Here is a 12,122-nt window from a genome sequence, read left to right as displayed (position 1 = left end):
GAACAAAATGTGGCGCCGTTGGCGAAAATTGCCGATCTCCCGCCTTGCGAGGGGAGATGCCAAGCAGTGGCGCTGGAAGCGGAGGACACCTGCCAATGCTAAAAGAACGCCTGCAACCCGGTCTGCGCCCGCCCGAGGATCAGCGCATGCACGTCATGCGTGCCCTCATAGGTGTTGACGGTTTCCAGGTTCTGGGCGTGGCGCATGACGTGGTAGCCTATCTGGATGCCATTGCCGCCATGCATGTCGCGGGCCTGGCGGGCGATGTCGAGCGCCTTGCCGCAATTGTTGCGCTTGACGAGCGAGATCATCTCCGGCGCCATCTTGCCTTCATCCATCAGCCGCCCGACGCGCAGGCTGCCCTGCAGGCCGAGCGCGATCTCGGTCTGCATGTCGGCGAGCTTCTTCTGGAAAAGCTGCGTGCCGGCCAGCGGCTTGCCGAACTGCTTACGGTCGAGGCCATACTGGCGGGCGCGGTGCCAGCAATCCTCAGCCGCGCCCATGGCGCCCCAGGAAATTCCGTAGCGCGCCCGGTTGAGGCAGCCGAACGGTCCCTTGAGACCCGAGACGTTGGGCAGCAGCGCGTCCTCGCCGACCTCGACGCCCTCCATCACCACTTCGCCGGTGATCGAGGCTCGCAGCGACAGCTTGCCGCCGATCTTCGGCGCCGACAGCCCGTTCATGCCCTTTTCCAGGACAAAGCCGCGAATCTCGTTGTCATGCGCGGCCGATTTTGCCCAGACGACGAACACGTCGGCGATCGGCGCGTTGGAAATCCACATCTTCGAGCCGGAGATCCTGTAGCCGCTCGCGGTCTTCTCGGCCCGCGTCTTCATGCCGCCCGGGTCGGAACCGGCGTCAGGTTCGGTCAGGCCAAAGCAGCCGATCCATTCGCCCGACGCCAGCTTCGGCAGGTATTTCTTGCGCTGTTCTTCCGAGCCATAGGCGTGGATCGGATACATTACCAGCGACGACTGCACGCTCATCATCGAGCGATAGCCCGAGTCGATCCGCTCCACTTCCCGCGCGACCAGCCCGTAGGTGACGTAGTTGGCGCCGAGCCCGCCATATTCTTCTGGGATGGTGATGCCGAGCAGACCGGCCTCGCCCATTTCGCGAAAGATCCCGGCGTCGGTCTTCTCCTCGAGATAGGCTTCCTCGATCTTCGGAGCGAGCTTGTCGGCGGCAAACGCCGCGGCGCCATCGCGCACCATGCGCTCGTCCTCCGAAAGCTGGTCCTCGATCAGGAAAGGATCATCCCAGACGAATGCGTTCTTGTCGGCGGCCATGGCTCTCGGTCTCCCAAACTCATGCATGTCGCCCAAAGCTTGCCCGCGGGCCTGACCCGAGGGTGTTCGGCAGCTTGGAGATAACGACATGCATCGAAACAGAAATCTTGAAACGCGCGGCTTATCGGCTCCCGTCCTGAAAAAATCAAACGAAATAGCTTCGCCGATCCATGAGCATTGGTGATGGATGATCAATGTCGAGCGCCGCCGTCTGACCTGGCGGCGCAGCCCGGCTCGCGAAATTACTTCCGCTTCAACGCATCGGCCAAAGCGGCGCCGAACGCGCCCTGCTGCACCGGCCGCTCCGGCTGGCGTTGGGGCGCGGGCGCGCGCGGCACCGGCCTGCTGCCATTGTCGCGCGGCTTCGGTGCGCCAGCGTCGCCATCCTTGCGCATCGACAGACCGATGCGCTTGCGCTTGATATCGACGTCGACGACACGCACCTTGACCACGTCGCCGGCCTTGACCACCTCATGCGCGTCCTTGACGAAACGGTCGGCTAGTTGCGAGACGTGCACCAGTCCGTCCTGGTGTACGCCGATATCGACGAAGGCGCCGAAGGCGGCGACATTGGTGACAGTGCCTTCAAGCTGCATGCCGGGCTTCAGATCTTTGATGTCGTCGATGCCATCGGCAAAAGTCGCGGTCTTGAAGCCGGGGCGCGGGTCGCGGCCGGGCTTTTCCAGCTCCGCCAGGATGTCGCGCACCGTCGGCAGGCCGAAGCGCTCATCGACGAAGACGCGCGGATCGAGCGCCTTGAGTGCGGCGCTGTCGCCCATCAGCGAGCGGACGTCGCGCCCGCAGGCCGCAACAATCTTCTTGGCCACGCCATAGGCTTCCGGATGCACCGCTGACGCATCGAGCGGTTCGCTGCCGTTTGGAATGCGCAGGAAGCCGGCGCATTGCTCGAACGCGCGGGGTCCAAGGCGGGAGACCTTCAACAGTTCGCGACGGCTGGCGAACGGGCCGGAGGCATCGCGATGCGCAACGATCGCCTCGGCCAGCGATGCGCCGAGACCCGAAACCCGCCCCAGAAGCGGCGCTGAGGCCGTGTTGAGATCGACGCCGACGGCGTTGACCGCATCCTCGACCACCGCTTCCAGCGAGCGGCCGAGGCGGTACTGATCGACGTCGTGCTGGTACTGGCCGACGCCGATCGACTTCGGCTCGATCTTGACCAGTTCGGCGAGCGGATCCTGCAGGCGCCGCGCGATCGACACTGCCCCGCGCAGCGACACGTCAAGGCCGGGAAATTCCGCCGCCGCCGTTGCCGAGGCGGAATAGACCGAGGCGCCGGCTTCACTGACGATCACCTTGAGCGGCTTCGGCCCGGACCCGGCAGGCATGTCAGCCAGCATGTCGGCCACCAGCCTTTCGGTCTCGCGGCTGCCGGTGCCGTTGCCGATCGAAATCAGCTCGACCTTGTGCAGCCGGATGAGCTTGGCCAGTTCGGCCTGCGTGCCGCGGACATCGTTCTTCGGCGGGAACGGATAGACCGTTGTCGTCGCCAGCAGCTTGCCGGTGCCGTCCACCACCGCCACCTTGACGCCGGTGCGAATGCCCGGATCGAGCCCCATCGTCGGCCGCGAGCCGGCAGGCGCGGCAAGCAGCAAATCCTTGAGATTGCGGGCGAAGACATGGATGGCTTCTTCTTCGGCCCGCTCGCGCAGATCGCGCATCAGATCGAGCGTCAGGTGCAGCGACAGCTTTATGCGCCAGGTCCAGCCGGCGACCTCCATCAGCCAGCGGTCTCCCGGCAACTGGCGGCCGATGGCGTAGGCGTCGGCGATCATCCGCTCAACCGGTTTCACCGGAGAGGCGTCATCGGCATCGACTTCGACGTCGAGCGACAGAACCTCCTCGTTGCGGCCGCGCAGCATGGCCAGCGCGCGATGGCTCGGCACGTTGGCCCAGCGCTCGACATGGTCGAAATAGTCGGAGAATTTCGCGCCCGCCTCCTGCTTGCCGTCGACGACGCGCGACCGCAGGAAGGCGCGTTCCTTCATGTAGGTCCGCAATCTGCCGACCAGATCGGCATTCTCGGCGAACTGTTCGGACAGGATGTCGCGCGCACCCTCGAGCGCCGCCTTGGTATCGACCACGTCTTCGCTGATGTAGGCCAGCGCCAGCTCGGCGGGTACAGCCGTACGGTCGGCGAGAATAGCTTCCGCCAGAGGCCCGAGCCCGCGCTCGCGTGCGATCTCGGCCTTGGTCCGGCGCTTCGGCTTGTAAGGCAGATAGATGTCTTCGAGTTCGGCCTTGGTGCCGGCCGCAGCGATCTTTGCCTCGAGCTCGTCGGTCAGCTTGCCCTGCTCGCGGATCGAACCAAGGATGGTGTCGCGGCGCGCGTCGAGTTCGCGCAGGTAGGCCAGCCGCTCGGCAAGGTCGCGCAGCTGCGTGTCGTCGAGGCCGCCGGTGACCTCCTTGCGGTAGCGCGCCACGAACGGCACGGTCGCGCCGTCGTCGAGCAAGCCGATCGCCGCCGCAGCCTGTTCGGGCCGCGCGCCGATTTCGGCGGCTATGATGGTTGCGATGCGCTTGATGTCGGCTGCCATGTCGTACCTGTCGCTAGTCGAAACGAGCAGCGACCATAGGCGCAGAGCACTGCCGCGCCAACTGCGCCATTTTCAACCCGGCGAGAGGTCCACAGGAAAGGTCGGGCTGTCTGGATGGATCAGACCATCCGGCTCAGCGCCTCGAAGAAAGAAGTCATATCCAGATCGAGCGGATCGTCGACCGGTACCGGCTGCGACGACATTTTTGCGATTACCATTTCGGCCTTCGGATTGACGTAAAGCCACTGGCCGTGGATGCCGATGCCGCAGAAGGCGCCGCTTGCGGCGCCCGTCTGGTACCATTTGTTGCGGTAGCGGCCACGCTGAAACAGGAACGCCATCGTGCCGCGCCGCCAGGCCTCGGCGTCACCGCCAGTTTCGGCCGTGTCGCGCACCCAGGCTTCCGGCACGACGCGGCGGCCATTGGCCGTGCCGCCTTGCCGCATCATCTCGCCGACGCGTGCGAGGTCGCGCGGTGTCACCGAAATGCCGCCGGCGGTGCGCGCCGTTCCTTCCATGTCGACTGTCACCGAGGCATCGCCGACGGCGCCGAGCGGCGCCCATAATTTTTCGCGCATCAGATCGGCGAAGCGCCGGCCCGACGCGCGTTCGAGCAGGATGCCGAGCAGGTCGGAATTGGGCGAGCGGTAGCGGAAAGTCCGGCCATGCGGCTCGGCCAGGCCCTGCAGCGTCATGAGGAAAGTGGCCAGGCTCTCGATGCCCCCGCCTGGATTCCACAGCATGGCGCGGCGGTAGCGGGCGAAGGCGCTTTCCGGATCGAGATAGGCCTCTTCGAAATCGAGGCTGACACTCATGTCGAGCACGTGCCGCACACGCGCATCGCCATAGGCCGAGCCGGCGGCTTCGGGCAGATAGAGGCTTACCGGTGCCTGCGGATCGAAAATCCCCTCGCCTTCCAATGTGCCGGCAACAATGGCGGTCAGCGACTTGCTGATCGAAAAGACGATGTGGCGCGCCCCAAACTCCATATGCGGCGCGAACCAGTCGCCGACGAATTTGCCGCGTTTCATGATCGTCAGCGCGTCGGTATCGGAGCGCGCGAGAAACGCCGCGACCGTCTCCGCGCCGCCTGCAAGAGCGACCTTTTCGCCAAGTAGCCCGCCGAAATCCTGCGCCGGCGCCTCGCTGCTGCCCGGCTGTGCCGCCACGGCAGCGCTCGGCACCAGCTCGCCGACATTCTGGAACGACCACCGGCTGAACGGGCTTTCCCGCCAGTTGCCGAGCAGAACCTCATTGCGGCGAAAGCCGTATCTGGTCTCGAACGCGGTCTTGCCGGTCATGGTGGTCCTGCGGATTTTCTTTGAGGTTCAGGCGAGCGCAGCGGCAATGGCATGCACGGCTTTCAAGGTCGCCACCGAATAGCCGATGTTGGTGAAATCCGGATAGCTCGAAAGCTTCACCACGACCATTTTCGTATCCCAGTCGATATGGATCAGCTGCCCGAACACGCCCCGGCACATCAACGCGCGCGAGCGCGGGTCCTCGATCCAGAACTGGTTGCGGTAGCTGCCTTCCGGCAGGCTGGGACTGAAATCCGGTCCATGCCTGCCATTGCGCGTCGCCTCGATCCAGTCGGCCGGCACGATGCCGCCTCCATTGTCGAGGATCAGCTGGCCGAAGCGGCCATAATCGCGCAGCGTGGCGTTGAAGCCGCCGTCGGCGACCGCATAACCGGCGCTGTCGACAGTGAAGCAGGCGCTTTCATCGGCGCCGAGCTTTTGCCAGAGCTCTTCCGAAATCAGCTGCGCCAGCCTTTTGCCGCTCACCCGCTCCATGATGAAGGCAAGCACGTCGGTCTCGATCGAGCGGTATTCGAAGGCAGCGCCGTGCGGCCGGCTCTTTTCCTTGAGCCCCAGGATCAGTTCGAACATATGCGATGGCCAGCGGAAGGCCGGATCGCTGCCCGGCGGCACCGGCTTCCAGCCGGTGGCGACATCGACCTGGCCGATGTCGGAATAGGGGTCGGTGTATTCCTCGGAAAAGCGCACCCCGCTCGTCATGTCGAGCACATGCTGCACGCTGGCGCCTGCCCAGCCGGTCGCTTCCAGCTCCGGCAGATAGGCCGTCACCGGCAAGTCGGGATCGATCACCCCGTGCCCGACCAATATGCCGAACACCGAGCCCGTGACCGACTTCGCCATTGACTGCGACAAATGCAGCGTGCGCTCGGTCATGCCGTTGAAGTAGCGCTCATAGGCGACCTTGCTGTCCTTGAGCACGAGAAACCCGTCGGTATAGGTCTCGTCGAGCAGCCCGGCGAGCGTCGTCGGCTGCCCCATGCTGTCGCTCACCGGCAGCGCGTCGAGATCGACCTCGGCGCGCTCGGAGCGATGCCGATGGCCATTGCCGCGCCAGACTTCGACGGTCGGCAGAAATTCGCGGATGTGCTGAAACGCCCAGCGGTTCCATGGCGGCCGGTCCCAGTCGAGCTTCGGCGGCACCATCCGCGGCGGCGAACCCTGCATGATCGGCGGCGCCGGTTCGCTGTTGCGATAAGATTTCATCCAATCCCCTTGTCGCAAAGAAGGGAGGCCGAAGCCTCCCTTCGATCGATCCCACGTCGAGCCTATTTGCGCAGATTGGTCCAGATCTTGTTGTAGATCTCGACCACTTCCGGTGGGCAAGGTGGCACAAATTCCGCAGTCGGCGCACCGGCCGGCGGATTGATTTCCGGCGCGCTGGCGAAGTCCGGCGGCAGGAATTTGTGGCTCCCGGTAATGCCGTTGTCGTAACCGGCGAATTCCGAAATCAGCGCGGCGTTTTCCGGGGCCATGACGAAATCCTGAAACAGCTTCGCATTTTCAAGGTTCTTCGCGCCTTTCAGCACGGCCACATTGTCCATCCAGCCTTCGATGCCTTCCTTGGGATAGGCGTATTTGATCGCCGGAATTTTCTGGCGCGCACGATAGGTTGCGCCGTTCCACGCCTCCGTGACGATCACATCGCCCGAGGTGATCTTGGTGATGGTGTCGTAGCTGAAGGTCTTCCATGACGGCTTGGCGGCCATGAGAATGTCGTTGACCTTCTTCAGATTGGCCTTGTCGGCGCCGCAACGCGGCACACCGGCATAGCGCTCGGCCGCGTGCATCACGGTGTTGACATCGTCGAGCATGTTGATCTGGCCTTTCAACTCGTCCGGCGGGTCGAACAGGATTGCCAGCGTGTCGATGTCGCCCTTGTATTTGTCGGTGTTGACTTCGAACGCGGTGGTGCCGAACTGCCACGGCACGGTGTAGTGACGGCCTTTGTCCCAGTAGATGTCGACGAAGCGCGGGTCGAGGTTCTTGCCGTTCGGCATCGCATTGGGCTCGGTCTTTTCGAGCAGGCCCTCATCGATCATGATCTTCACGGTGTAGTCGGATGGGACGACGATGTCGTAGCCGGAATTGCCGGCGCGCACCTTCGACAGCATGGTCTCGTTGGAATCGTAGTCGTCCAGCGTCACCTTGACGTTGTATTGTTTTTCGAATTTCTCGATCAGCTTGGGGTTGGTGTAATCACCCCAATTGTAGATGTGCAGCTCACCATCGGCGAGTGCAGGTACTGCCCATAAAAGTGCTGCCGTCGAAACGGCAGCCGTCAGTTTCCTAGACATCACAGTCTCCTTTGCCTTCCCATTGACTCACTTGGCGCGGCGGCGCGCGATCAGGAACGATATCGAGACGAACAGGATCGACACCAGCAGCAGGATGGTGGAGATGGCATTGATCTCCGGCGTCATCGGCCGCCTGATCTGGTTCCAGATGTAGAGGGGCAGCGTCGTCTGCCCGGGGCCGGCGACCAGCTGCGTGATGGTGAAATCGTCGAAGGAGACGATGAAGGCGAGCGCCCCACCCGACAGGATGCCGGGAACCAGCAATGGCAGCGTTATGCGCCGGAAAGCATGCCAGGGCGTGGCATAGAGATCGGCCGCGGCAGCTTCGAGCGTCAGATCCATGTCCTCGAGACGCGCCCGGATGGGCATATAGGCGAAAGGAATGCAAAAGACGGTGTGGGCGAGGATCAGATTTATGCCGAAATTGAGCCCGAGAGTGCTCGCGATCAGCGCAAAGAACGAGAGCGTCGCCACCGCCGTGATGATCTCCGGAACCATCAGCGGCAGGTTGATGACCATGAAGGCGGCCGACAGCCCGCGCCACGGCTTGACCCGGGTCATGCCGATCGCCGCCAGCGTCGCGGCGATCGTCGAAATGATCGTGGCGGTGACAGAGATGATCAGCGTGTTCTTGGCGGCGTTGTGGAATTCCTGGTTGAGCAGCGCACTGCCATACCAACCGAGCCCGATGCCTTCCCAACGCGTGACCAGAGACCCGGTGTTCAGCGAGAAGATCATCAGGATCAGGATCGGCGCGTAGAGCACGCAGAGGCAGATGATGGCGATCGAGCGGAAGCCCGGTTGGTCCTTGATATCGGCGCTGCGGGGGTCAGCCATGCCTCATCTTCCCCGACGTGTTACGGACATAGAAGTAGAGCGCCACCAGCACCGCTGCCATCAGGATCAGCGCCTGCGCGCAGCCGAGCGGCCAGTTGCGCCCGGAGCCGAATTGCTGGGCGATGAGATCGCCGATCATCAGGTGGATACCGCCGCCGAGGATCAGCGGCGTCACATAGGCGCCGAGGGCCGGAATGAACACAAGCAGGCAGCCGGCGATGATGCCGGGCAGCGACAGCGGGATGATCACCCGCCATAGCACCTGCCGACGGGTCGCATAGAGATCGTAGGCGGCCTCGACCAGCCGGAAATCCAGCTTCTCCAGGCTGGAATAGAGCGGCAGCACCATGAACGGCAGGAACGAGTATAACAGGCCGAGCTGGATGGCGAAGTTGGTGTAGAGCATGGTGATCGGTTTCTCGATCACCCCCAGAGCCATCAGTGCGTTGTTGATGAGGCCCTCGTCGCGGATGATGAACATGATGGCAAGAGTGCGCACCAGCAGGTTCGACCAGAACGGGATGGTGATCAGCAGCACCCACCAGTTGCGCTGCGCCGGCGGTCGCGTGGCCATGAAATAGGCTGTCGGAAAGCCGAGCAGCAGGCAGATGACCGTCGTCACCACGGCGAAGACGAACGAGCGCAGATAGATGATCAGGAAATCCGGCGTGAACTGCAGCGTGTCGTCGAAGATGTCGCGCTGGAACAGGAAGTTCAGATAGGCGTCGGTCGAGAATTGCCACTGCACGCCGCCATAGGGTGCTGCGGCAAGAAATGAATAGATGACGATGATGAGAAGCGGCAGCACGCCGAAAATGCCGATGATTATCAAAGCTGGCAACGAAAGCAGGCGGTGGCGCCTGGCGCTGGCCTTCTCCGCCTCTGCTTCGAACAATGCAGCTTGGGAAAACGCGCTCGCCATCAATCCCTCAGCACTTGCGCGGCGTCGTTGCCGATCGAGACGCCGACCTTGTCGCCTCGCTCGAAACCGCAGCCTGCGCTGCGCGTGTTCTGCTGGCGCACGGTGAAGGCTTCGCCACTGTCCAGTTGGACATGAATATGCGTGTCGGTACCGAAATAGACGATGTTTTCGATGGTTCCCGAAAGGTCGCCCTTGCCGCTGGTCAGCTTGGCGTGTTCCGGCCTGACCACCACGGTAGCATTATCCTTCGGCTGGAAGCCTTCAGCCACGGTCGCGTCGATCGTTGCGCCGGATTTGAGGGTCGCGCGAGCCTTGCCGTTGCCGATGTCGGTGATGGCTGCGGTCAGGAAATTGGTTTCGCCGATGAAGTCGGCAACGAAGCGCTCCGCCGGCTTGTCGTAGATGTCCCAGGGCGTGCCGACCTGCAGGATCTTACCGGCCGACATCACAGCGATGCGGTCCGACATGGTCAGCGCTTCCTCCTGGTCGTGGGTGACGAAGATGAAGGTGATGCCGGTCTGGTGCTGCAGCCGTTTCAGTTCGATCTGCATCTCCTTGCGCAGCTTGTAGTCGAGCGCCGACAACGGCTCGTCGAGCAACAGCACTTTTGGCTGCGGCGCCAGCGCGCGGGCCAGTGCCACGCGCTGCTGCTGGCCGCCGGAGATCTGGCTGGTGCGGCGGCCGCTGAGCGCCTCCATTTTGACCAGCTTCAGCATCTCGGCAACGCGCGCCTTGATTTCGGCTTTCGGCTTGCCCAGCATCTCCAGCCCGAAGCCGATATTCTCGGCGACCGTCATGTGCGGGAACAGCGCATAGGACTGGAAGACGGTGTTGACCGGCCGCTTGAACGGCGGCAGCGGCGCGATGTCGTGGCCGTGCAGCAGGATTTCGCCTTCGCTGGGGAAGTCGAAGCCGGCGATCAGCCGCAGCAGCGTCGTCTTTCCGCAGCCCGACGGCCCCAGCAGCGTGAAGAACTCGTTCTCGCGGATCGACACCGAAACCGTGTCGAGAGCGGCGACTTGTGCGTCCCCGGTACCGAACACCTTGCGGACGCCGCGGACTTCGATTGCACTCTTACCCGGCTGATCCGGCACGCACTTCCCCATTTTCATGTCCGCTCTTGTTGGCGGATCCAGTTCCCATTCGATTGTCAGCATATGCCGGTCGGCTTGGCAACCATGCATCTGAATCTCGGTTCAGAACGCAAGCTCCGTGCCATCGTCAGCCCCATCATCAACCTGATGACTGATCTTGCCGCCGCAGATGGTAGTCACCGGATGCACCTTGTGTAACAAACCCGGTTCAGTTGTCTCGATATCGGCCGACAGCACCACCAGATCGGCCAGATAGCCGGTTTTCAGCCGGCCCTTGCGGTGCTCCATGAATTCGGCATAAGCGCCTTCGACTGTATAGCCCGCAAGCGCTTCCAACAGCGAGAAGCTCTGGTCGGGAACGCCGTCTGCCCAAGGTTTGCGCAGCATCGCCGCCTGAATGCCCAGGATCGGCTCGATCCGCGACACCGGCCAGTCGGAAGCGAAGACGACATGCGCACCCGCCTGCTTCAGCGTCCGCCAGGCATAGCTGAGCGGCCATCTTTCGCGGCCGATGCGCGAGAGCGTCGGCTCCAGCGGGAAGTCCATGGCGCCGGGCGGGTGCGGCGGCTGCATCGAGGCGACGACGCCGAGTTCGGCGAAGCGCGGCACGTCGGCGGCAGTGGTGACCTCGATGTGCTCGACCCGGTGCCGGCTGTCGCGTTTGCCGTTCTTCCGCTGCGCCGCCTCGTAACCGTCCAGAACCGCGCGCACCGCGCCGTCGCCGATCGAATGCACGGCGACCTGCAGCCCGCGCCGGTCGGCCTCCACCGCCACCTCGGCGAGATGCTCCGGCGTAAACAGCGGCTCACCGCGCCAGCCCGGCCGGTCGGCATAGTCGTCGACCATGACCGCGGTCCAGCCTTCCAGCACGCCGTCATAAAACACCTTGACCATGCCGGACGACAGCCATTCCGATTGGTAGGAGCTGGCCATGCTCGATGCCTTTTCCAGCCTGTCGAGCGACATGAAATTTTTGAAGTGGAACGGTATCTTGGTGCGGCAGAGCAGCCGGCCTTCCTGCTCCAACCCGGCAAGCAGTTCGAGCTGGTAGAGATTGCCGTCCATGTTCTGGATTGAGGTGATGCCGTGGCGGGCGCACCATTCCAGCCCGCGATGCATCAGGTCGCGGTCGGCCGCGATTTCAGCGGCGGAAGGGTATGGGTCGGGCTCACCGCCTGTCGCGAGGCCGAGCCGAACGCGATTCTGCCCGGAAAGCTCGAGGATCGGCCCGAACGCCTCGCCCTCGCGCAATTCGCCCGCCGCAAGGCCGTCGGCGCCCATGACGATCTCGTTGCCGGGGCCGAGTTGCTTGCCGTGCAGGATGCCTGCCAGTTCCAGCGCCTTGGTGTTGGCCCACATCGTGTGGTGATCGGAAGCAGACATGGCGAACGGCCGGTCGGCGATGATGCGGTCGAGATGATGGCGGGTGACCGGCTCTTCCTTGGAAAGGATGGTGTAGTGGACGCCGGCCCCAAGCAGCAATTTGGCGTTCGGCCGTGCCGCAGCGTAGGCGCGGATCGCGTCGCTCAGCGCATCGAAGCCATGCACGCCCTGAAGATGCAGATTGTCGAGTTCGGCCGCGCCGCCGAAAAGATGCATGTGCGCTTCGATGAAGCCCGGCACCACCGAACCGCCTTGCGCATCGATGATCTTCGTGGCCGGCCCTTTCAGCGCCTCGATCGTCCGGCGATCGCCAACCGCCATGATGTTGCCGTCCTTTATCGCCACCGCCTCGGCCGTCGGATTGCCTTCGTCCATGGTCAGCACACGGGCATTGGTGACGATCAGGTCGGCATTTGAACTCATGAT

General features: G+C 63.4%; 9 protein-coding genes. All 9 read right to left on the bottom strand.

The window, feature by feature from the left end:
* Positions 1 to 98 precede the first annotated feature (98 nt).
* Positions 99 to 1,289 (bottom strand): acyl-CoA dehydrogenase, encoded by a 1,191-nt coding sequence (locus NKI25_RS10260; RefSeq protein WP_352454106.1) that lies wholly within the window; start codon positions 1,287 to 1,289, stop codon positions 99 to 101.
* A 242-nt stretch (positions 1,290 to 1,531) separates the two neighbouring features.
* Positions 1,532 to 3,844, bottom strand: a complete 2,313-nt coding sequence (locus tag NKI25_RS10255; RefSeq protein WP_023675457.1) for a Tex family protein — start codon at positions 3,842 to 3,844, stop codon at positions 1,532 to 1,534.
* A gap of 119 nt (positions 3,845 to 3,963) precedes the next feature.
* On the bottom strand, positions 3,964 to 5,145 hold the full coding sequence (locus NKI25_RS10250; RefSeq protein ID WP_023675456.1) for a serine hydrolase domain-containing protein: 1,182 nt from the start codon (positions 5,143 to 5,145) through the stop codon (positions 3,964 to 3,966).
* 27 nt (positions 5,146 to 5,172) lie between these two features.
* A complete protein-coding gene (locus NKI25_RS10245; protein ID WP_352998398.1) occupies positions 5,173 to 6,369 on the bottom strand; it encodes a serine hydrolase domain-containing protein in 1,197 nt (398 codons plus the stop codon).
* A gap of 62 nt (positions 6,370 to 6,431) precedes the next feature.
* Entirely contained in the window at positions 6,432 to 7,460 is a 1,029-nt protein-coding gene (locus tag NKI25_RS10240) for an extracellular solute-binding protein (RefSeq protein WP_352827309.1), read from the bottom strand.
* A 27-nt stretch (positions 7,461 to 7,487) separates the two neighbouring features.
* A complete protein-coding gene (locus NKI25_RS10235; RefSeq protein WP_352998397.1) occupies positions 7,488 to 8,297 on the bottom strand; it encodes an ABC transporter permease in 810 nt (269 codons plus the stop codon).
* Positions 8,290 to 9,219 (bottom strand): ABC transporter permease, encoded by a 930-nt coding sequence (locus NKI25_RS10230; protein ID WP_023675452.1) that lies wholly within the window; start codon positions 9,217 to 9,219, stop codon positions 8,290 to 8,292. Before NKI25_RS10230 ends, NKI25_RS10235 begins: the two co-directional genes overlap by 8 nt.
* Entirely contained in the window at positions 9,219 to 10,313 is a 1,095-nt protein-coding gene (locus NKI25_RS10225; RefSeq protein WP_352586923.1) for an ABC transporter ATP-binding protein, read from the bottom strand. The genes NKI25_RS10230 and NKI25_RS10225 overlap by 1 nt, the downstream gene beginning before the upstream one ends.
* Before the next feature lie 102 nt (positions 10,314 to 10,415).
* Complete coding sequence (locus NKI25_RS10220; RefSeq protein ID WP_352998396.1) at positions 10,416 to 12,119, bottom strand: amidohydrolase; 1,704 nt, start codon at positions 12,117 to 12,119, stop codon at positions 10,416 to 10,418.
* Positions 12,120 to 12,122: the final 3 nt, after the last annotated feature.

The sequence above is a fragment of the Mesorhizobium sp. M0808 genome (assembly GCF_040320025.1).
Taxonomy (GTDB): Bacteria; Pseudomonadota; Alphaproteobacteria; order Rhizobiales; family Rhizobiaceae; genus Mesorhizobium.
Note: the sequence above shows the minus strand (reverse complement) of the source record. Positions and strands in the feature narration are given on the sequence as shown.